Raw genomic sequence first — 24,416 nt, 5'->3', positions numbered from 1 at the left:
TTATTCTAAATATACAATGGTATTATCTTCAGATACTGTATAAGAAACTCCCATTGGCGTGAGTGTTGATCGCAATGCCTTTTCAAGGTCATCGTGCACAAAACTTCCTGTAAACAAATCAGATACATTGGCATTTCCCGTTTGGAATTGAACTCCATATTGAATTTCAATTTCTTTCAACACTTCTTGTAATGGCCTTTCTTTAAAAACAGAAATACCATTCATCCAGTTTGGACGATTTTCTTTGGTTTTTTCGTCTATTACTACATTCTCCGAAAGTGTAATTTTATCATTTGCTTTCAGAATATGATATTCTTCGGAACCTTTTTTATCGAATCTTACTGCTCCTTCGAAACAATTCACTTCAAAAATAGTAGACCTTGTTTTGATATTAAATTTGGTTCCTAACACTGATACTTCTCCTCTTGCTGTTGCAACCACAAAATCTCCTCCCTTTTCAACTTCAAAATAGGCTTCTCCTTCTAAACTTACATCTCTATTAGCATTCCAAAAGAAACGTTTGTGCTCTAAAGTAGAATTTGCATTGAGTTGTACTTTTGATCCGTCGGGTAATGTAACCGCAAGTTGTTCTCCAAAAGAAGTTGTATAGCTTTTGGTTGATATGAATAATCCCACAACCCCCAGAAGAATTGCAATAGATGCAGCTACTGCATACCAGGTCATCGAAATCACCTTACCCTTTTTCTTAAAAGCAATACGTTCTTTGGTCTTCTCTAAAGCCTTTTGAGCATCTGCTGGAGGGGCTTTAAATTTTTGTGATTCTTTATTGATATGATTAAATACCGAATAGGCATCCGTTTTTTTGAACTCAGACAACTCTTCTTCACTCAACTCTCCTGCTACCCATCGAGCTATAAATGTTTCATCAGATTCGTATTTTTCCATAATAATGGGTATTTTAATTAAGTTGTTTCTTTACTTCATCATCTCCTACAACTTTAATACAGCTAAACAAAGAATTACCCTATTTTTTTTAGATTTTTAAGTCCTCACCTAACATTTTTCTTAGGTTAATAAAGGCATTACTCATTCTTCTTTCTACCGCTTTTACAGTGATCCCAATTATTTCAGCAATTTCTTTATACGTTTTTTTGTCAATTCTGCTTAGTAAAAATACTTCACGCTCTTTTGCAGACAATTTTGCAATAGCCTGTTCTAATTTATCTTTAAACTCTTCTGTTTCCAAAATAAAATCTGGGCTTTCGTGATCTCTATCATCTCTTGGCATAGCTTCGTACCGTAATTTTACCTTTTTATGTGCAAACTCGTTTAGCAAGGCGTTATTACATATCTTAAAAATAAGGGATTTTGCCGTATTGAAAATAATGTCAGCACATTGTTTCCACAATTTCACAAAAGCATCTTGAACAATGTCTTCTGCTTGTTGCACATCCCCACATTTATAATACAAATAGTTCCTTGCCGATTCATAATGGGCATGAAACAATGTATCAAAATTCTTTTCTTCACAAACGGATAGGTTTTTGTCGGGCATAGGAAACAAAAATTATACGATACTCAAAGCTATTAAAAAAAGTAGTACTATGATAACCTTTTATTCTTAGAACTACATTATACTCATTTTAAAGATTGCAAAAGAAACAACAAAACTGCTTTTTTCCAAACCTACACAATTTTGTAGGGGTAGTTGTAGGGGTAGTTTTTAACCGATAAAATAAGAAATTCTAGACTTTTGTTTCGAAATGTCCCAAACTCCTACTATGATATGAAAACAACTTCGTATACCTACATCTTTTCTATAATTATTGCTATAGCATCTCCGATTATGATGTAGCAAACATCTTAAACTTATCTATCAGCTTTTTTCGAATTCCTAAAAAAATTACAACTAAAAATAGGGTATTCCAAAAGTTGCCTGTAATAGATAAGAAACAACGAAACAATTAATTCTTATAAACCCCTTATTTATGAAAAAACTACTACTAATGTTATTAGCATCTTTCTGTTTTGCTCATAACGCACACGCACAATGCGGGCCGGGACAGGACACCACACCTCCAGTTTTTGGAGATGCTGGAGACGGTACCATGGCCAATCCATTTCGAAATTTATTGCAATCTACCGTAGGTAGTGTTCCTAGTGGAACGTACTATTTTAATTTTAACGGTAGCACATTTCAAGGTGAACTCGATAACGACACTGATGGTGGTGGCTGGTTAATGATCCTCAACTATGTTCATGTTGCAGGAGACAATTCTGCACTAACGGTAAGAAATACCGATTTACCATTGCTAGGCTCGTCTACACTTGGAGACAATGAGGCTGGAACAGCCAATTGGGGCCATATGGGAAATACTCTTGCTGCAGCAATCGACTTTGAAGAAATGCGATTTTATGGAACAACGACCGGACATAGCCGTGTTATCGATTTTAAGACCAATTATACCAATGTATTGAATTATGTAAAAACAGGTAATGGTTCTTTTAGCGGAATTAATAGTACAACAAATTTCACCACTTTAGCTGGTCATACTGCTAATATCCCTGCGCAAGCGTTTAATACCTTTGCGAACGAAGGAGATTTGGCATTGACCAATTTCCCTTTTGGAGAAGTGGGTTATATCACTGGGGAATTGGAGCATCAGGCCGTTGGGAAGTTGATGATTTTTCTATAAATACCAATAGCACTATACATCGTGTATGGGTACGTGGCGATTTATCTCCAGTTGCAACAACCACACTTAACCTTACTTTGGATGCCACAGGAAATGTAACCGTAGCTCCGGGTGATTTTGGATTGACGGCTACAGATAACTGTGTTGCAACACCAAGTCTTAGTTTAAGTCAAACCGACTTTGATTGTACCAATATTGGAAACAACATCGTACAATTAACAGCAACCGATGACCAAAATAATAGCACATCAATCGATGTCACGGTTAATATCACAGACTCTGCCCCGGTAATTACTACAGATCCCTTTTTAGATGTCGATTTAGATCCTAGCGGTAACGTTTCTATCACATTAGCCGACCTTAATGCCAGTGCTACTGACGATTGCGGATTACAAAGTTTTACCATAGACCAAACAGATTTTGATTGTAGTAATGTTGGTTCGCCAAATTTTGTTACGCTAACCGCTTCTGATAACAATGGAGCTGTAAGCACAAGGCAAGCAGTTGTGTTCATTAATGACCCTATAGATCCTGTAGTACAATGTGTGGCTCCTTTTACTTTAGAATTGGATGGTACAGGAAATGCAAGAATAACTGAAAATGATGTTGTTTTGAGTGCCACTGATAATTGTAACATAGACAGTATCAGATTAAGTAGAAGTTCATTTACGTGTTCTGATATCGGAGATAATACGATAACCGTAACCGTAAGAGATGACGATGGAAATAGAGTGACTTGTACAACGACAGTTACCATTACTGTACCCTCATGTCCTTCAGACTTTACTTTAGAAAGTGACGCTAATCAATGTGGAGCTACATACAACTATCCATGTGCCAGCAATATTACCGCAGGCCCAGCAAGTGGATCCCTATTACCAATTGGTAGCACTACAACATTTACCTATGATACGCTGGACAATACAGGAGCAACCGTATCCTGTAGTTATGATGTAACCGTAGTAGACACCAGAGCACCATTATTGAATACCAAAGACCATATAGTAACATTGAATGCTAATGAAACCACTACTATATTGCCTACTGATATTATTGGTACAGATCCTATTGCACGTGATTATACCGTAGAAACTTCTGGCACTTTGGATCGTGTAGATATTAGCGCTACAGGTACTCAAGTAACCCTTGATGATGATGAGTTGACTCCGGCATTACCGATAGGATTTGAATTTGCTTTTTATGGAAATCTATATACCGAATTCTATATCTCATCCAATGGATTTATTACCTTTTCTGACGAAGGTGAAGATGGGTGTTGTAACGGGCAAAACCTTCCTGACACTGATGAACCTAATAACCTTATTGCTTTTGACTGGAATGATATTAATCCTGAGGATGGAGGAACTATGCGCTATACTACCATCGGTACTGCACCCAACAGAATCCTGATTATGGATTGGGACAGCGTAACTCATATTGACGATTCTGATGATATCACCACAACCCAGGTAAAACTGTTTGAAGGATCTAATCGTATCGAGATCCATACTATTAACATCCCATTGACCGGAGATGATAAAACGCAAGGGCTAGAAAATATTGATGGAACTGCAGCTATTATTGTTCCAGGTCGGAATGCAACCCAATGGGGAGCTACCAACGATTATGTTGCATTTATTCCTACTAATGGTGTCTTTGACAATTGTGGAATCGATACTATGGAAATTTCTCCTAATACTTTTGATTGCAGTAACAAAGGAGATAATATGGTAACCTTAACCATCACCGATGTAAATGGTAATGTTGCTAGTAAAACAGCCAATGTAAGAGTAGAAACTGTAGATACAACTGCTCCAATTATCACATTAACTGGTAGCGATCCTCAAGTTATTGAGTTAGGAGATGGATACACCGAATTAGGTGCTACTACAGACGACGGGTCGGCTGTTGTAATCAATACAGATAATTTTGTGGATGCTGTAGGAACTTATACGATTCGATATAATGCAACCGATGACTCTTGTAATAATGCTGAAGTGACCCGAACTATTGAGGTAATAGATACTACGGCACCAATAATTACACTTTTAGGAGATAACCCACAAATGATTGGGCCTGGTGAACCATATGTTGAATTAGGTGCTACCACCAATGACGGTACCGAAGTGACTATTGATCTTTCACAATTTATCAACGCCGAAGGAACATATACAATTACTTATAACTCGGTTGACCCTTCTGGGAATATAGCTACTCCCGTTACACGTACTGTAATCGTAACTGGTTGTGCTATCGATACTTTACCAGAAAATAACTTTCAGGTTTCAGCATCAAGCGAGACTTGCCCTGGTAAAAACAATGGGATTATTTCTGTAACTACTATCACATCTGGAGATTATATAGCAACCATCGATGGGCAACAATATCCATTTACCTCAACTTTGGAGGTAGCAGATCTAACCCCTGGAAACTACCCGGTATGTTTTATCGTTAACGGAGAGCCAAATTGTGAAGTGTGTTTCCAACTTGCTATAGAAGAAGGTATCGTGATGTCTGGAGAAACTTCTGTTTCTAATGCAAATAGTTTTAATAAACAGGTACAAGTGAATATTGAGAAAGGAACCCCTCCATTTACTGTAATGATCAATAACGAGATCATTGGAGAGTATCCAACGAATAGCTTTGTCATCAATGCAAAAAGTGGAGACGCTATTGAAGTATCTTCAAGTTTGGAATGCGAAGGAAAGTTAACCTCAAAAATCGACGGTAGTTTGTTTGAAAACGTTACACTTTATCCAAACCCGACTCGTGATCAAGTAACCATTACCTGGCCTGAAATTGGTAAAAACAGTATTTCTGTAAGTGTAAGAAATGCACTAGGAATGACTGTCTCTTCTGAACAGTATAGCGTAGTAGGAGGTCAAGTAGTACTCCCTATGCAAGAATTACCAACTGGAATTTATTTTATCCAGATTGATAATGAAGTTTCCAAAACCTTTAAAGTGATTAAAAATTAGAGTATGAGAGTTGTCATCACCAGGAGAAATTGAATGAATTTATGATCGCAATTCTCCTGGTCTGATGGTGCTAAAATGCTATCAATCATTCCAAAAAATTAACGATAACAAGATTAAAAATAGATACCATGAAAAAAATATATATCACTATACTTAGTATTCTATCATTATGGGCTTGCAGCCCAGAAGAAGATGAAGAGGTAGTACGTGTTGCCTACCCTATCAACATCGATGTAATACCATCGCTTCCTAATTTGATATTCCCTGGTAATAATTTAATATGTACCAACTTCAATCTGGAGTTTCAATGGGAAACATCCGAAGCGTTTAACAGAAATAAAGTAACCTATTTTATTGATATTGCTCAAGATGAAACTTTTGAGAACATACTTTTTGCTGCCAATACAAGTCAAACCAGCATTGTTTTCAATCTTGAAAAAGGAACCACCTATTTCTGGAGGGTAAAAGCGATTGATAATAAAGGATATGAAAGTAGATACACCCCTGCACAAACGTTCTTTACAGAGCCTGAAGCAGGAGTAAATGCCATCCCAAACTCTCCGGTAGCCATAGCACCAGCAGCTGGATCAACAGTTTCGGGATCGCAAACCACATTAGATTGGAATGCAACAGACAATGATGGAGATCCATTAGTGTTTGATGTTTATTTTGGCGAATCCAACCCTCCGCAATTATTTGCAGAAAATCTGGAGGTTAGCACGTTGGATGTTCAAATTGAAGCTGGTAAAACCTATCATTGGAGGGTAATTGCCAAAGATAATCAACAAGGAGTAGCCATTGGCCGTGTTTGGAATTTCAGAGCAGAATAAGGGGGAAATCATGATGATCTAAATTCTAAACCACGGTGTATAAAAACCACTCATTTATGGGTGGTTTTTTATTTACATCCATTCATAAAAACCATGTATCCATAAAAAATTAAAAATAAAAATAGGGTATCTCAAAACATAGCTGTACTACTATAAACCAAAATAAAGTAAATGCTATAACCCTTCGTATATGGATGCAAATTACAATTCGACCCAAAACACATTCGCAAAAAAATATGTACAATGGTTAACCACCGTTATACTATTACTTATTGCACAACAAGGATTTTCTCAATCTTTTAACTACCAGGCAGTAATCAGAGATGCTTCTGGGAATCCAATGATCAATCAAACCATTGGTATTCAAATTACCATTTTACAAGGTGATGCTAATGGAAACAATATTTATCAGGAAGCACATCGAGTGACTTCAAACGCTCAAGGAGTAATTGCTCTTGCTATTGGCCAAGGAGCAACTGCAGATAATTTTGGAGCCATTGCATGGAGGTCTCAAGATTACTGGTTACAAGTAGCAGTAGATACTTCTGGCGGAGATGCCTATACCATTATTGGCTCCTCTCCTATTTTATCAGTGCCTTATGCCAACTATGCCGCAAATGGACCAGATTCAGATCCTAATAATGAGATCGAACTCCCCAACGGTGGCACCAACGGACAAATTTTAGCCACAGATGGAAATGGGAATTACCGTTGGATTGATCCAAATAATACCACAGATGCAGATGTTGATCCTACCAACGAAATCGAATTACCAACAGGTGGAACCAATGGACAAGTATTAGTAACCGACGGAAGTGGAAATTACAGTTGGGTAAATGACAACACAGATGATGCTGATGCCGATCCAACCAACGAAATCGAATTACCAACAGGTGGAACCAATGGACAAGTATTAGTAACCGATGGAAGTGGAAACTACAGCTGGGTAAATGATAATATAAATGATGCTGATGCCGATCCAACCAATGAAATTGAATTACCTACTGGGGGAACCAATGGACAAGTATTAGTAACCGACGGAAGCGGAAACTACAGCTGGGTAAATGATAATGTAAACGATGGAGATACTGATGCCACTAACGAAATCGAATTACCAACAGGTGGAACCAATGGACAAGTATTAGTAACCGACGGAAGTGGAAACTACAGTTGGGTAAATGATAATGTAAACGATGGAGATACAGATGCTACCAACGAAATTGAATTACCAACCGGAGGAACTAACGGACAGGTATTGGTGACCGACGGAAGTGGAAACTACAGTTGGGTAAATGATAATGTAAACGATGGAGATACTGATGACACTAACGAAATCGAATTACCAACAGGTGGAACCAATGGACAGGTATTAGTAACCGACGGAAGTGGAAACTACAGCTGGGTAAACGATAATGTAAACGACGGAGATACAGATGCTACTAATGAAATTGAACTCCCAACCGGAGGAACCAACGGACAAATACTAAGTACCGACGGATCTGGCAATTACAGCTGGATAACGGATTCACAAGGTGCATTTAGCACAGCTGCTAACATAACCAGCAATACTAATGGTACTATTGCCACAGATGATTTTGTATTTGGTAGTTCGCAATTGGATAATGTTGCAGGTAGTATGGATGATAATGCACGATTTTTCTTCGATAAAAGTAAAGGTGCTTTTAGAGCCGGATTTGCTTTTGAAGATCCAGCTGATGGTACTACAGGAAACGAATGGAATGAAGCAAACATCGGATTTGGTTCTGTTGCTATGGGACTATCTCCAATAGCCACTACAGAAGGGTCTGTTTCGCTTGGACGATATAATGAAGTAACCGGTGAAACAGGATATGCTATGGGTAATGGCAATACAGTTACAGGAGGGTATGCAGGAGCATTCGGAGCCAGTAATCAAGTAGCCGGTACTTTTGCCTTAACGCTTGGAAGAAATAATGAAGCCAATAGTTATGGACAAACTACCATTGGATATTATAATAACCCTGTAAACGGAAACCTTAACGCTGCTGTTGCAACCGATAGGCTTTTTGTAATTGGTAATGGTACATTTTCGAATAAAAGCAATGCTTTGGTCATGCTTAAAAACGGAAATACTACATTGAATGGTCAATTAACCATCGACGGAGATAATGAAGGAGCAGGTGCAGCCTACACTTTGCCTGCGCAAGATGGTACCGCTAATCAAGTGATGACAACAGATGGAAGCGGACAAGTATCATGGACAAACCTGCCAACCGCGCCAACTTTAGCATTTTCTACAACGAATAATGTAACAAGCAATACTAACGGTACAATCGCAACTGACGATTTTGTATTTGGAAGCTCGCAATTAAATGATATAGGAGGTACAGCAGATGATATCAGAATGTATTTTGACAAGAGTAAAGGTTCTTTCAGAGCCGGTAGTGCTATAGCATCCGATGGATTTGCAGGAGATTGGGATGAGGGTAATTCAGGTGATTTTTCTGTAGCTATGGGACGAGGAAACCTAGTACAAGGTGTCGCCGGAACAGCTTTTGGTACTTATAACAACTCTGGAGGGGAAAATGCCTTCTCCGCAGGATTTAATAATTTATCCTCTCGTTTTGCTTCCATTTCATTAGGAGCATACAACAGTACTTCGGGTAATTATGCAGTAGGTATTGGTCGTGGAACTCAATCTACCAGTTATGGACAGCATACCATTGGATTATTTAGTGAATTCGTAAACGGAAGCGACGCAGCCTATGTGTCAACAGATCCTTTATTCATTATTGGTAATGGAGTAGACGATAGCAACAGAACCAACGCATTAGTGATGCGTAAAAACGGTAATACTCAACTTAACGGACAATTAACGATTGATGGTGATAATAACGGAGCTGGTGCAGCCTATACTCTACCCGCTCAAGATGGTACCGCTAATCAAATCATGAGCACAGATGGAGCAGGAAATGTGTCTTGGACTACTGCTTTATCAGGAGCTTTCTCTACTACATCCAACGTAACTAGTAATGCACCTGGCGCAATCGCTACAGACGATTTTGTATTTGGTAGTACCCAATTGGATAATGATCCTTTAACTACTGATGATAACGCAAAGATGTTTTTTGATAAAAGTAAAGCCGCTTTTCGTGTTGGTAGATTAAAAGACTTAGATCCTACAGACCCAACTGATAATGAACCAGGAGACCAATGGAACGATGCCAATGTTGGTGAAGGTTCTATCGCTATGGGAGAAGGTTCTATTGCAGCAGCCAGGAACTCCATAGCCATTGGAGATAATAATGCTATACGTGGAACTTCAGCCGGTTCTATCGCAATAGGAGACGGAAACGATATTAGCGATAGCACAATAAGCTATGCCTTTGGACAGAGTAATACGCTTACCGATGGTGCTTCAATGGCTTTTGGGTTTTCAAATACATCTTCAGCCTTTGGAGCAATTGCTATGGGATTTGTTACTCATGCTGGTAGTTATGGACAAACCTCTATTGGTTTTAACAATACCGTTGTCAATGGAACAAAAGATAGTTTTAATGCAACAGATCGGCTTTTTGTGATAGGAAATGGAATTTCTGTACTTCAAAGAAGAGATGCTCTTGTGATGCTTAAAAACGGAAATACTACTTTAAATGGACAATTGACTATTGATGGCGATAATAACGGAGCTGGTGCTGGGTATACCTTACCCGCTCAAGATGGAACGGCCAATCAAATCATGAGTACCGATGGAGCAGGAAATGTTTCATGGATCACGAATACTGCTTCAGGTTCAGGCACTGGTCTAGAACAAATAACAGAAGGGAGTAATACAGGATGGAGACTTGCAGGAAGAGATCCAGCTCATTATGGAGATATAGGTAATAATGCTGTTGATTTAAGTATTTCAGAATTTGCAAGTACCAATAGTGGTGCCACAGGCGCATATGCAGTAGCCCTTGGACAACGAGTAATTGCTTCTGGAACCAACTCTATTGCCATAGGAGATGCTGTAGAAGCTTCAAATAACTTTGCAACGGCAATAGGATATGGGAATACAGCCTCTGGGTATCGATCTTTTGCTGCGGGAGAAAGCAATACAGCTTCAGCCTCAAGTTCTACAGCTATTGGATACGCTTCAACGGCATCCGGAAGAGCCTCTGTGGCCTTAGGAAGAGGAACCACAGCTTTAGGAACATATGCAACATCTACTGGATTTTTTACCAATGCAGAGTCACAAAACTCTTTTGCATTAGGTCGCTATAATATTGGTGGAGGAGCTACTAATTCTTGGGTAGACACAGACCCATTATTCGAAATAGGAAACGGTTCTTCTTCAACAAACAAATCCAATGCTTTAACGATATTAAAAAATGGTAATGCAACCTTAAATGGATCATTAACCATAGATGGAGATAATGCAGGGGCTGGAGCAGCCTACACATTACCAGCACAAGATGGAACGGCTAACCAGGTAATGACTACAGATGGATCTGGAAATGTTGCATGGTCTACCGTTTCTAGCGGAAGCACGCTACCCGCTGGAGGAACTAATGGACAAATTTTACGTACCGATGGAAGTGGAAACTATAGCTGGGTAAACGATAATGTAAATGATTTGGATGCAGATCCTACCAACGAAATTGAACTTCCTACAGGAGGAAATAACGGTGATATCTTAACTACAGATGGTAGTGGCAATCATAGTTGGAGTAATGATGTTAATGCGAACTCGGTAACGACTTCTGCTTTAACCGTAACCAATTTACCAAGCTTCTCTGCAGATTTGGATGGAACGCTAGTATTATCTGGAGCGGGTAATTTTTTCCAGGTACCTACGTGGAGAACTAGCGATGCTACCTTAACTAATCTGCATGATAGTGGAAATCACTTTGATGAAACTACAGGAACTTTTACAGCTCCGGTTAATGGATTATACTTCTTTTCTGCTCAGGTACGTTTTGACGGAATCACTTCTGGACATTTTAGATTATTGATTGGGGTTCAAAACAAAGTGAGTTTAGAAAACGGTATGCATGCGATCGCTGAAGGAGATGCGGGAACTGATTTTCATACCCTTACGGTAAGTGGAGTCATGAGACTAAATGCCGGAGAAAAGGTAAATGTAATCGCCAATTCTAGCACCGATACCGATTGGAGTATACAATCTGAAAGTGGTTTTAGTGGTTACCTAATCAGCAGATTTTAATCCATAACTCCGTACCAAATGAAAACATATCTATTCATAATTGTGTTGTTTCTCGGTGTATCGGTAACCGCACAACATATAGAACGACAAGTGATTGGTGCTGCAGGAACTACTCTGGTGGGTAATGGAATCTTGTTGGACTACACACTGGGTGAAATAGCAATAAGCACGATCCATACCGAGGATGTCATACTCACACAAGGGTTTCATCAGTTACCATATGCTGTAATAACCATAGATCCAGACCCTCCTACAGTTTTTTCGTTGTATCCTAATCCTACATCAGGATTGGTGATCATCGAAGGAGAGGGCATTCAAAAAACAGAACTCTACTCCATATCAGGACAAAAGGTGTTTCAAACACAAGAAAATCGATTTGATATTTCTCACTTATCCTCTGGAGTGTATTTAGTTAAGATTACCACAATTACAGAGATTATAACCAAAAGAGTTGTAAAAGACTAAAATCTTTAAGAGCACTCCATACTTTTTTTACAAAGTTGTGGGGTGCTTTTTCTTTTAAAAAAATGTATTAGATACTACCGCTATAAACACCTAATATGTTAGGGTCCACAAAATTTTAAAAAAAGTTACACAAAAAAATAGGGTATCCTCAAACTTAGCTGTATACCTATTAGACAGCGGTATTAAAATGTGCTGATCGACCAAAATAATAACTAAGACCCCTAATCTTATGAAAAAAAACTACTATTCCTACGATCAACCTACCATATGGTTCAATCTTCTAAAAGCATGTTGGTTTTTTCTACCAACAAAAATGAGCAATAGTATCCATACTGGCGCTTAGTTAATCCATATCAAATAGTATCAAAATCCAATTCAAGTATGCCCGCATACCTGAGTTGAGTATGCATAAACGATTCCAAATTACTAATAAAACCTCTTATGATGAAACAATGTAACAAACCAACAATGATTTTAAAAAGGACTTATTACGTCATTTTACTTTTTCTGGTGGGTATCTTCAGTGCTTCTGCACAGAACCTACTAGAAATAGAACCCAACAACGCTTTTAGCGATGCAGGAATTCAAGAAATTTTTGATAGAGAGAGCCTCTGGGGAAGTATCATTAACAATGACCCATTTGGTCAACATGACCCCATTGATATTTGGCATATCACCCCTACTCCTGGTACAGATCGTTATCTGTATCACAATTACCAAGGAGTAAGAGTGCATCCACGTCCATTTATCACATATGTCAACCCAAATGTATGGTTAGTAACTCGTAGTGGTAGTCATAATGGGCCTATGGTAAGCCAGGTAGAGCTTAAAAATTCTATTACTTCTCGCCATTTGTTAGATTACACAGGAACCGATTATTATTATTCTATAGAAGTCAGAGGTCAGGATGGTTTATACAATGCTCAATCTGGATTTGACGCTCGTATTACAGTACGATCGAATAGTACCACTTTTTGCGAAGATCCTAATGCTGCTAACGTAATAAACTCCGTAGCTTCGGCAAACTCCATCAATCTAAACTCCATCACTCCTCCTGTTGGTGGAGCCACTGGTTACATGGTAAAAATTAGCGACACTGATAGCTTTACCGATCAAATGGATAACTTTGATATCCTGCCCGTCGCCAACACTGTTTATGGAGGTTCTGGAGAACAAGTTATATATTCTGGCACATCAGCTAGTCCAAATATTAGTATCACTGGACTAACAGCCGAAACGGAATATTTCATAAAAGTATACACCTACACAATTTGTGATAGTGATTTTTACTTTTACAATAATGCTGGTAGTAGTACAGCAATTAAAACCTGTGTACCACCAGCTAACCCTACTGCAAATCTTGTATTTGGAACCGAAACTAATAGCAGTATCAATCTTACTAGTTATGATGCCGTAGCTGATGCCGATGGATATGTAATAAAAGTAAATACAACTAATAGTTTTACAGATTTCACAACAGTTGCAAGTTTACCTTCTGCTAGTACAGCCTATTCAGGTTCTGGAGAACAAGTGGTATATGCAGGAACTTCAAGCAATCCTGATATTACCATTACAGGTCTAAACGAATTGACCCAATACTATGTAAAAGTATATGGATATAACGAATGTCTAGGTAATTTCTATCTTGAAAACGCGGCACTTGCAGCTTCCTCAACAACTTGTGGTAGTCCTATGGATAGCCAAATAGGGTTGGCGGCCAATAATGCTGCTAAGACAGAAACTTCTGTTCAGGTGCAGCAAACCAAACCGGCAACAATAGATGGTGTTGTTATTTTTATTAACGATACAAATTCGTTTACTGCTCCAACAACAGCAACCTCTTTACCTATTGCGGATGCTTCATACTCTGGTAGTGGGCAACAAGCCGTTGCTATATCTACTTTAGCTACTTCATCAGTAGATGTAACCAGCTTAAGTGCGAATACTACCTATTATTTTAGGGCTTATGGTTATAATTCGTGCGCAGATGGTAATTATTTTTTCGAAGCTTTGGGTACAAGTCATTCTGATGCCACCTGTGGTATTACTTCAAATCTAACCAGTAATGCTGGGGTATCTTCAGTAAAAATGAACTCATTAAACCTTGACAGTTTTGATGCTCCTTCTAGTGATACTTTTGGAAATGACCCAACGGGTTATGTGGTGGTAATGAATACAGCTAATTCCTTTATACCATTAGCTACAGGTACTACACTACCATCATCGAGCGCAACTTATGCAGGTGGACAACAAGTGGTGTATACTGCAAGTTCAAACACACCTAATCTAAATATCTCTGGACTTACTGAAAATACCGATTATTACTTTACCGTTTATGCCTATAGACTTTGTGATAGTAACTATTATTTTCAACAGACAGGATATTCATTTAGTCAAAAAACTGAGGCAATTACAGCAAATTTAGCAAGTAATGAGCTACTATCTAATGTAACCCGTAGCGGTTTGCAAATTGATAGTTTTACTCCATCTGCTACTGATGTTGCTGCGGCTGATATAAATGGTTATGTAATAGTAGCAAACACTGCTAATTCGTTTACAGCGATCAACCCTGGAAATACATTACCTGTTGCAAGTACCACTTATACAAGTGGTGAGCAAATCATATATGCAGGAAATTCAAATACACCTAATCTATCTATTGATGGACTCACTGAAAATACAGATTACTATTTTGTGGTATATGGTTATGCACTACAGGATGGTATCTACAACTACCAGCAAACAGGATATGCCTTTTCGCAGCGTACATTAAACATTGATTTTACCAATCCAAGTCTAACTTTTGGAGGTGCAGATGTTACTTTAAGCGGAAATGCAAGTTCGGCAGGTGCTGTTAGTTTCAGTTTGGTTGGTGATACCACAGGAAGTACTATTTCAGGAACTACTTTCACTATCGGAAATGCTGGAAATACCACAGTTCGTGTAAGTGCAGCAGCCAATGGAATTTATGGAGCTGATTCCAAAGATTTTGCGGTAACCATTAATAAATTAAATCCGGTAATCACCTGGAGCGCACCAGCAAGTATCGTTGCAGGTGTTCCTCTAGATGCCTCGTACTTAAATGCAACCGCCAATGTACCAGGTACTTTTGAATACTACACCTTTTATAATTCATTTTCGAATACATTTTCTGGAAGAATTACCGAAGGAGTTACCTCATTAGCATACAACAGCGGTTTCTCTTCTTCAATTTACACGAGATTCATTCCTAATGACATTAATTATAACGTAGTCGTAGGTAGCACTCCAATTTCTGTAACAAGTACGGGACCTAGTACTTTAGAAATCACACCTAATAATATTACCAAAACTCTTGGTAATGCAGATCCATCATTAACATTTTCATTTACTTCAGGTGAATTAGGCTTTCAAGAAAGAATTTGGGTTCCTTTAGTAAGAGAACCAGGAGAAACAGAAGGCACCTATGTGATTTCAATTGACCCAACAGCCCAGGCACCCGCAAGTTTCGATTCGAGAGGTCTTTGTGCTACTGGTGTTTGTATACTAGGAGAAGATCCTTTTGGAGATGGAGACCCTATATTAGTTACCGGAAATTATGCGATTCAATTGCAAACAGGAGTTTTTACCATTGCCAATAAAGAAGAAGTAACTATTACCTTAGATCGATTTGATTTATATCCAACTTTTTATAATGCAAATCCAAGACAAGCTATAGATATCTCAAGTATTGTTAAAATTTCTGATGGAAGTCCTGTTTCACCCACTGTAAATTTCACATATAGGGGAAGTGATTTCTTTGGAAATTCTTATGGCCCTTCGGCTACCCCACCTACTAATGCAGGTAATTATACAGTAATCGCATCAGTTGATGCAGCTGACCCTAATTATTTTGGATCAGTAACGGGCAGTTTTAGTATTAATCAATATCAGATCGGCATTACTCCTGACAGCCCACAAACAAAAGCATACGATGGTAGTCCTAAAACTTTTGAAGCTACTGCAACAGGATTATCTGGAGAAAATATCCCTTTAAGAATACAATACAGAGTAGGAATCTATTTTAGTGAGGCAGCCCCTATAGAAATAGGAAGTTATCCAGTATCAGTTCGCGAAACTGGAACAGGTAATTATGCTATTTTCTATCCGGGAGGAACTTTGACAATCACTGATAAAACAGAGGTAACTATAACGCTTGCAGATCTTACACAACAATTTGATGGCACTCAAAAACCTGCTACGGTAAGTAGTATTGAAACGAGTCCGGGGGTAGCAGCAACACCAACTCCTACTGTAAATATAACCTATGAAGGAATCAATGGAACATCTTATTCTAAAAGAACTACACCTCCAACCTTAGCAGGAGAGTATAAAGTTTTTGCCTATGTAGATACGGCTGATGCTAATTTCTTCGGAAGTGCAAGCGCTACATTAACGATCTTTACTAAAGAGAATGTAACCTTTAATTTTGGTTCTGGAAGTTTAACCTACAATGGAAACCCACAAGGAGTTACTATTACAAGTCTTACAGACAGCAATGATGATGTGATTACGTCTATTCCCGCTTATACCATCTCTTATGATGGAGAAGATTACGACGGAAATACATATGGACCAACTCCCATTCCACCAACAAATGCAGGAGATTATAGCATTACCACTACTATAGATGTAGCAGATCCAACCTATCAAGGCAGTGATACTTACGATTTTACTATAGGTAGAAGAGCTATTGAAGTAACTGCCGATGCTAAAAGTAAAGCATACAGTGATACAGACCCTGCCTTGACGTATCAAATTACCTCAGGATCATTACTAGGTGGTGATGTATTGACAGGAAACCTCACGAGAACAACCGGAGAAGATGTAGGTACTTATACTATTAATCAAGGAACACTGGATAATGGCAATTATGCAATCACTTACGTTTCTAATACTTTAGAAATTACCAAAGCAGACCAAGCGATTACGTTTGGGGCTTTAACTGATGTAATGTATGGTGATGCTGATTTTGATTTAACCGCAACTTCAGATTCTGGTTTAACAGTGTCGTATGTAAGTTCTAATACTAGTGTGGCTACTGTATCTGGAAACACAGTAACTATTGTAGGAGCAGGTGCTACAACCATTACAGCTAATCAGGCAGGCGATGCTAATTATAATGCAGCTGCAGCTGTACCACAGGTATTGGTGGTAGATAGAAAGGACTTAGAGGTTACTCCAGCTATAAGTACTATAGAATATGGTTTCTTTTTAGATGCAACAGGTACAGTACCACTAAACGTGACTGGATTTGTAAATGGTGATGATATTAACGTATTAACTCCAAGTGGTCTTCAATATAGAGTAGATTATTATGATATAAATCTAGGCCTTACCATAAGAAATATAGGGACGTATACCAATGGAACTAGAGTCTTTGGTGGAGGGTTACAACCCTTTGATTCTCATCCAAATTATAGGTTTGTGTATCCTTATGTACCTTTAGAAATTGTACAACGAGAAGTTACGGTTACGGCTAATGCCAATCAAACTAAAAGATACGGTGATGTAGATCCAGCTTTAACTTATAGTCTAAGTGCTTTCCCAGAGAGTGGAAATACTACAAATCAATTTTATGATTTCAGTTCATTTGAATTATCAGGAGCATTAACAAGATTAGCCGGTGAAAATGTAGGTACCTATGCTATTAACCAAGGTACCCTGGATGCAACTACAACAAACTACAACGTAACTTTTGTATCTGATAACTTTGAAATTATAGCTAGATCTATCGAAATCACTGCAGACGCACAATCCAAGACTTATGGTGATGCCGATCCTACTTTTACCTATCAAATCACTTCTGGTAGTTTGGCGGGTAGTGATGCCATTATCGGAATCCTAGAAAGAGCTGCAGGGGAAAATGCAGGAACCTATGCTATTGATCAAGGAACTTTGGGTATCAATTCGAATTATGCTATCAGTTTTGTAGGCGATGATCTTACAATTACTACAAGAGCTATTGAGGTAACCGCGGAAGCAAAAACAAAAATTTATGGAGATGCTGATCCTGCATTGACTTATCAGATCACTAACGGTTCGCTACAATTTAGCGATACCTTTACGGGTGCCTTAGCCAGAGCAGCTGGACAAGCACAAGGAAACTATGCGATTAACCAAGGTACTTTATCACTAGGAGTAAACTATGACCTTACTTTTGTCCCAGGTAATTTATATATTGATTTTAGATTTATTAGAGTGGTTCCTGCTGCTCCTATACAGAAGGTATACGGAGATGCTGACCCAGATCTAACCTGGCCGCATGTTATCACTCAAGGATCATTAGCATTTGATGATACCTTAGAAACCTTTGGAACCTTTAGAGTTTCTGGAGAAAATGTAGGGAGGTACCAGATAAGAGGATTATCTGCTCGATTTACATCCAGTAACGGAGGACAATCTTCTTACGCGATTACCTATACCAATGCTGGTTCGGTAAGTTTGGATATAACTGCTCGCGCTATTGAAGTTACAGCAGATGCACAATCCAAAGCATATGGAGATGCAGACCCCACCTTAAGTTATCAAATTACTAATGGAGCACTACAGTTTAGTGATGCATTTACAGGTGCTTTATCCAGAGCTACAGGCGAAAATGTAGGTGCCTATGCTATTAACCAAGGAACGTTATCCGCGGGAAGTAACTATACCATGACCTATATGGGTGATGATCTTACTATCGGTCAAAGAGCTATCGAAGTTACCGCTGATGTTCTGAATAAAGCATATGGCGAAGCAGATCCTACCCTAACATATCAAATTACCAGTGGTTCCTTAGCGTTTAGCGATGCCTTTACTGGAAATTTAACGCGTGTAACTGGAGAAACTTTAGGAAATTATGCCATTAACCAGGGAACTTTGGCCCTCGATGGTAATTATAACTTAACTTATATCAGTAATGATCTTACGATTGGTCGAAGAACTATAGAAATCACTGCAGATGCCAAAACGAAGATTTATGGTGATGCAGACCCAGCATTAACCTATCAAATTACAGCTGGTAGTCTGGTTGTTGGAGATGTATTTACAGGTAGTTTAACACGTGTAACAGGTGAAAATGCAGGTGATTATGCGATACAACAAGGAAGTGTTGCCCTTAATGCAAACTATACCCTCAATTTTGTAAGTAATGATCTTAGTATTACGCCTATATCTCTAGAAATAACAGCAGATAGTAAAACCAAAACTTATGGAGATGTTGATCCTGCATTAACCTATCAAATTACCAATGGAGCACTACAATTTGGTGATGCTTTATCTGGAGATCTTTCCAGAGTTACGGGAGAAGATGTAGGTAATTATGCGATACAACAAGGAACGGTAACTGCTGGTGGCAATTACAATATCTCCTTTGTATCAAACGATCTGACTATCGGGCAAAGAGCTCTTGAAATTACTGCTGATCCGGCAAGCAAAATCTTTGGAACAACGGATCCAGTATTGACCTATCAACTTACAGCCGGACTGCTGCAATTTGGAGATACATTCTCAGGAAGTCTTTCCAGAACTGTAGGAGAAAATGTGGGGAATTACACCATCCAATTAGGAAGTGTAACAGCAGGTAATAATTATGCATTGAGTTTTGTAGACAATACATTTGCAATTACTCAGGCATCTCAGGCAATTACCTTCGGGCCACTTAGCAACGTTATTTTTGGAGATCCGGATTTTAGTCTGAATGCAGTAGCATCATCAGGTTTGGCAGTAACCTATACGAGCTCAAATCCATCGGTAGCGACTATCTCTGGAAACACGGTAACCATTGTGAGTGCTGGTACTACAACGATTACAGCTTCTCAAAGTGGAAATGGTAATTATACCGCAGCAGCCGATGTAATGCAACTACTAACGGTAGATAAAGCCGATCAAATCATCACATTTGATACGTTAGACACCATGATTGTTGATGGCCCAGATTTTAATCTAAACGCAACGGCTTCTTCGGGATTAGCAGTAACGTATACTAGTTCTGATCCTTCTGTAGCCACAATAACAGGAAATATCGTAACAATCATTGGTATTGGTACCACAACAATTACCGCTAGCCAGACAGGTGATAGTAATTGGAATCCTGCCAACGACGTACAACAAGTACTAACTGTTGTCGAAGGTTGTCCACTTGCTGATCTGCCAATTGATAACTTCCAGATACAAACTTCGAGTGAGACTTGTGCGGACAAAAACAACGGGAATATATTGATTAATGCAGTAGCAAATTTAGATTATGTGGCTACCGTAAATAACGAGACGTACAATTTCACATCTCGTTTGCTAATCACAGATCTTGCACCAGGAAAGTACCCCGTATGTATCCGCATTAATGGTTTTGCCAATTGCGAACAATGTTTTGAAATGGAAATTGACGAAGCTCCAATCCTAGATGGAAAAACAACAGTAAGTAACGGAGCAAATAACAAACAAGTATATGTAGAGATCGAAACGGGAACAGCTCCATTTACATTGATGCTCAATGATCAATTTGTGGGTGAATATGATAGTAACAGCTTCTTGATCAATGCTCAAAATGGTGATAAAATTGAAGTGACTTCAAGCGTAGCTTGTGAAGGGAAACTATCTACTACAATCAATCCATTCGATCAAATGAGTGTATTCCCTAACCCTACCAAAGCGAATGTAACTATGGCTTTACCAAAATTTGAGTCAAGTTCAGTAACAGTAAGCATACACAATACTTTGGGTACTATGGTTTCATCAAAAGTATATAACGTTGTGGGTGGCAGAGTACAATTACCAATGGAAAATCTTCCTGCTGGGATCTACTTTGTTACTGTAGAAGACGGGATTTCACAAACATTCAAAATTATTAAAGAATAGTCTGTTCTAAAATCAGGTGGAGTCGAAACCCACATTACCAATAGTTTCGACTTCATCTGATAATTACAACAATTTTAAAACCATTTAAAGATCTTATCATGAAAAAACTATATATCACTTTATGTACATCAATCCTGCTAATTGCCTGTAGCGGAGATGATACTACCAGTATTCGTGTGGATAATCCATCAGATATCAATGCCATCCCATCGATTCCTGAGATGGTATTTCCTACCAATAATTTAACGTGTACTAATTTCAATCTTAATTTTGAGTGGGATCCATCTACATCAGATATAACAACCGATTTCACGTACACCATCGAAATCTCATCTCAATCCACATTCGACGAAATTTTGTTTTCTGCGAATACTACACAGACTTCGGTAACCTTTACCCTAGAAAAAGGAATTGTATATTTCTGGAGAGTGAAGGCAACAGACGACGATGGTAATGAAAGTCCTTATTCTGAAGTACAATCGTTCTTTACCGAACCAGAACCTGGATTTAATTCCATTCCTTTTGTTCCCGAATTAGTTGCTCCTGCATTACGATCGACTGTAACAGGTACCGCAACTACTTTACAATGGAATGCATCAGATACCGATGGTGATCCATTGACCTATGATGTTTACCTGGGAGAAACCAATCCTCCTACGTTGTTAACAGCAGATTTAACAACTACATCTATCGATATCACTATATCACCAAACACAAAATACTATTGGAGAGTGGTCGTAAAAGACGATAAACAAGGAGTCACCATAGGACAAGTCTGGAATTTTACTTCCAGCAACTAAGAGAAATTAAGTAAGGAGGACATTGTTCCTCCTTTTTTATGCGGTTACTCAAATCGAATCGATTTGGTAGGTGATATTTTTGACACAATATAAGAGGGTATCAACAACATGATTAAACACAATATCATAGTACCCAAGTTCAATAATAAGATATATCCAATATTAATGTATACCGGTGCGGTACTTACATAATAGGTTTCGGGATTAAGGCGTACCACCCCATAGATATCTTGAATCCAAAGCAATCCGATTCCTATTAGATTTCCCCAAAAAAGTCCTATGGCAATAAGATACGCCGCGTTATATAGAAACACTTTCCTAATGGTCCAGTCGGTTGCTCCCAACGCCTTCAAAACACCAATCATAGGTGTTTTCTCCAGGATTAGCACTAATAAAGCCGTGATCATATTAATTCCTGCAACCAGAATAATAATGGCGATAATACCTATGATATTGAGATCAAAAAGTTTTAACCATTCAAAAATAGTGGCATACTTCAAAGTAATGGTTTGACTATCTAAGGTAGAAGGAACATTTTCATAAATCTCCTGTCCTTTGGCATCAATTTTTTCAAAATCATCAATATACACCTCAAAATTCCCTACTTCATCTTCTTTCCACTTGTTCATGCGTTGTATATGCCGTATATCTGCAAACAAATAGGTCTCATCAAACTCCTGAAACCCTGAATTATAAATTCCCACGATTTCAAAAGCTCTGATATAGGGTCGAGAACTAGAACTCCCATTTTTCTTCAGGAAATAGGTAATCGCTTTATCCCCTATTCCTAATTTCAAACGATTGGCAAAATGAGAAGATAAAAGGATTTCGTTATTGAGAGTATTGGTAAAATCAGGAATTCGTCCTTCGATGATATATTCTTTAAAATATTCCCAATTGTAATCCTTACCTATACCTTTTACCACAACACCATCAAAATCAGTCTCTGTACGAATCAATCCAATTTTGGTAGCTACTCCTTGCAAATGCTCAATTCCTTCCACATCATCAAAGTCCGGATAAAAATCTTGATTTGTGGATATTGGGATCAAAGTCTCTACACTACTGTTGTTATCAAAGCTATTAATTAAGATATGACCGTTAAAAGCGGCAACTTTTTCCCGTATTTTACGTTGTAAACCTATCCCCGTAGCTACAGTAATCAACATCATAATCATACCAATCGCAATGGCAGAAATCGCAATTTTTACAATAGGAGTCGAAATGCTACTTTTATGTTCCTTACCTTTGATAAGGCGTTTAGCGATAAAATACTCGAAATTCAAGCTTAATTATGGTTTTTATTAAAAATGCATCTTCCAAAAAGATAGATAGGTTCAAAAATACATTTTTATTCCTTTCTCTGATTTTTATTTCCTGTATAAGTGGAATAAAAAAGGGATCTGGCGCCTCATCTCCCTCTGATCCAGAGGTTGTGTCTGATCAGATCGTGGTAAATGACACCGTACAAAATCAAGATCCAATACTGGTTGGAGCCAATCAAACAGAGGAGTATCTTCCTTTACTTGAAAACAAAAAGGTGGGAATTGTCGGAAATCAAACCACGGTGATTTTTAGAGAAGGAATCACCAACAAGAACTATATTCATCTGATAGACACCTTATTATCAAGAAATATAAACATCAAGAAGGTATTTGCTCCAGAACACGGATTTAGAGGAAAAGCAGATGCAGGAGAATTAATAGCCGACGGAAAAGACATCAAAACAGGATTACCCATTATCTCGTTGCATGGTAAAAATAAAAAACCTTCAAAAGAATCCCTATCTGGTATTGAGATCATGGTTTTCGATATTCAGGATGTAGGAGTTCGGTTTTACACCTACATTTCTACCTTACATTATGTAATGCAGGCCTGTGCAGAAAATAATATTCCTTTATTGATTCTGGATCGACCAAATCCCAATGCTCATTATATCGATGGCCCAACCATGAAACCTGAACACACTAGTTTTTTGGGTGTACACCCTATCCCCCTGGTTCATGGTATGACTATAGGAGAATATGCCAAAATGACGAATGGACAAGGCTGGTTAGGCAATGAGCTAAAATGCAATATTACCGTAATTCCTGTTGCAAATTATACTCATAACACTTCATATAGCTTGCCTATACGACCTTCGCCAAACTTACCCAATGATACAGCCATCAACCTATACCCTAGTCTTGGTTTCTTTGAAGGAACCACCATCAATGCGGGAAGAGGTACCGAAACTCAGTTTCAGATATACGGTTCTCCGGATCTTACTATAGACAAGTATGATTTTGCCTATACCCCCAAACCTAATTTTGGTGCCAAATATCCAAAACACCAGGGAGAAGTTTGCTATGGAAACGATTTAACCAAAACTAAACGCCTCAAAGCCATCAATCTATGGTGGTTGGTTAACGCTTATAAAAACTCAACCGACAAAGAAAAGTTCTTCAAAACCAAATCGTTTACTGCCCATGCTGGAACCGAAAAATTACAGCAACAAATTATGGAAGGGGTAAGCGTGACAGAAATCAAAAAGTCATGGAGTGATGACCTTAGAAAATATATGGAAATGAGAAAGCAGTATTTGCTTTATCCATAGCCATTAGACAAACAAGATTTTCAATGTTCATCAAATTACTCGGTTA

11 protein-coding genes are annotated in these 24,416 nt (G+C 38.4%); 8 read left to right on the top strand and 3 right to left on the bottom strand.

What is annotated here, in order from left to right; genetic code table 11:
- Together AC0L3Q_RS06495 and AC0L3Q_RS06490 are read right to left on the bottom strand one after the other, a co-directional pair.
- Entirely contained in the window at positions 1–906 is a 906-nt protein-coding gene (locus tag AC0L3Q_RS06495) for a FecR family protein (RefSeq protein ID WP_473285836.1), read from the bottom strand.
- An 88-nt stretch (positions 907–994) separates the two neighbouring features.
- Complete coding sequence (locus AC0L3Q_RS06490; protein WP_473285835.1) at positions 995–1,516, bottom strand: RNA polymerase sigma factor; 522 nt, start codon at positions 1,514–1,516, stop codon at positions 995–997.
- A gap of 433 nt (positions 1,517–1,949) precedes the next feature.
- Here AC0L3Q_RS06490 and AC0L3Q_RS06485 point away from each other — a divergent pair, with 433 nt between their 5' ends.
- The 7 genes from AC0L3Q_RS06485 (at position 1,950) to AC0L3Q_RS06455 (ending at position 21,774) form a co-directional block, all read left to right on the top strand.
- Entirely contained in the window at positions 1,950–2,657 is a 708-nt protein-coding gene (locus AC0L3Q_RS06485; RefSeq protein WP_473285834.1) for a hypothetical protein, read from the top strand.
- Between the two features lie 77 nt (positions 2,658–2,734).
- Positions 2,735–5,635, top strand: a complete 2,901-nt coding sequence (locus AC0L3Q_RS06480) for an immunoglobulin-like domain-containing protein (RefSeq protein ID WP_473285833.1) — start codon at positions 2,735–2,737, stop codon at positions 5,633–5,635.
- 128 nt (positions 5,636–5,763) lie between these two features.
- A complete protein-coding gene (locus AC0L3Q_RS06475) occupies positions 5,764–6,465 on the top strand; it encodes a hypothetical protein (RefSeq protein WP_473285832.1) in 702 nt (233 codons plus the stop codon).
- Positions 6,466–6,655: 190 nt separating this feature from the next.
- Positions 6,656–11,653, top strand: coding sequence for a C1q-like domain-containing protein (locus AC0L3Q_RS06470; protein ID WP_473285831.1), 4,998 nt, complete (start codon positions 6,656–6,658; stop codon positions 11,651–11,653).
- 18 nt (positions 11,654–11,671) lie between these two features.
- Entirely contained in the window at positions 11,672–12,118 is a 447-nt protein-coding gene (locus tag AC0L3Q_RS06465; protein ID WP_473285830.1) for a T9SS type A sorting domain-containing protein, read from the top strand.
- 441 nt (positions 12,119–12,559) lie between these two features.
- A complete protein-coding gene (locus AC0L3Q_RS06460; protein ID WP_473285829.1) occupies positions 12,560–20,974 on the top strand; it encodes an MBG domain-containing protein in 8,415 nt (2,804 codons plus the stop codon).
- Between the two features lie 98 nt (positions 20,975–21,072).
- The gene (locus AC0L3Q_RS06455; RefSeq protein ID WP_473285828.1) at positions 21,073–21,774 is read left to right on the top strand and encodes a hypothetical protein; all 702 of its coding nucleotides are present in this window, start codon (positions 21,073–21,075) and stop codon (positions 21,772–21,774) included.
- Between the two features lie 44 nt (positions 21,775–21,818).
- On the opposite strand, the gene AC0L3Q_RS06450 is transcribed toward AC0L3Q_RS06455, so the two are convergent.
- Positions 21,819–23,060: an ABC transporter permease gene (locus tag AC0L3Q_RS06450; RefSeq protein WP_473285827.1), complete on the bottom strand. Its 1,242-nt coding sequence runs from the start codon at positions 23,058–23,060 to the stop codon at positions 21,819–21,821.
- A gap of 8 nt (positions 23,061–23,068) precedes the next feature.
- Between AC0L3Q_RS06450 and AC0L3Q_RS06445 the strand changes: the two genes are divergently transcribed.
- On the top strand, positions 23,069–24,370 hold the full coding sequence (locus tag AC0L3Q_RS06445; protein WP_473285826.1) for an exo-beta-N-acetylmuramidase NamZ family protein: 1,302 nt from the start codon (positions 23,069–23,071) through the stop codon (positions 24,368–24,370).
- The last annotated feature ends 46 nt before the right edge of the window (positions 24,371–24,416 follow it).

The organism is Aquimarina sp. KJ22-3 (assembly GCF_055808215.1).
This window is presented reverse-complemented; position numbering and strand designations above follow the sequence as displayed.

What these genes read in the sequence shown, in the direction of transcription:
- AC0L3Q_RS06465 (WP_473285830.1), top strand. Translation starts at nt 11,672, where the DNA reads ATGAAAACATATCTATTCATAATTGTGTTGTTTCTCGGTGTATCGGTA.
- AC0L3Q_RS06485 (WP_473285834.1), top strand. Translation starts at nt 1,950, where the DNA reads ATGAAAAAACTACTACTAATGTTATTAGCATCTTTCTGTTTTGCTCAT.
- AC0L3Q_RS06475 (WP_473285832.1), top strand. Translation starts at nt 5,764, where the DNA reads ATGAAAAAAATATATATCACTATACTTAGTATTCTATCATTATGGGCT.
- AC0L3Q_RS06470 (WP_473285831.1), top strand. Translation starts at nt 6,656, where the DNA reads ATGGATGCAAATTACAATTCGACCCAAAACACATTCGCAAAAAAATAT.
- AC0L3Q_RS06460 (WP_473285829.1), top strand. Translation starts at nt 12,560, where the DNA reads ATGATGAAACAATGTAACAAACCAACAATGATTTTAAAAAGGACTTAT.
- AC0L3Q_RS06455 (WP_473285828.1), top strand. Translation starts at nt 21,073, where the DNA reads ATGAAAAAACTATATATCACTTTATGTACATCAATCCTGCTAATTGCC.
- AC0L3Q_RS06445 (WP_473285826.1), top strand. Translation starts at nt 23,069, where the DNA reads ATGGTTTTTATTAAAAATGCATCTTCCAAAAAGATAGATAGGTTCAAA.
- AC0L3Q_RS06490 (WP_473285835.1), bottom strand. Translation starts at nt 1,516, where the DNA reads ATGCCCGACAAAAACCTATCCGTTTGTGAAGAAAAGAATTTTGATACA.
- AC0L3Q_RS06495 (WP_473285836.1), bottom strand. Translation starts at nt 906, where the DNA reads ATGGAAAAATACGAATCTGATGAAACATTTATAGCTCGATGGGTAGCA.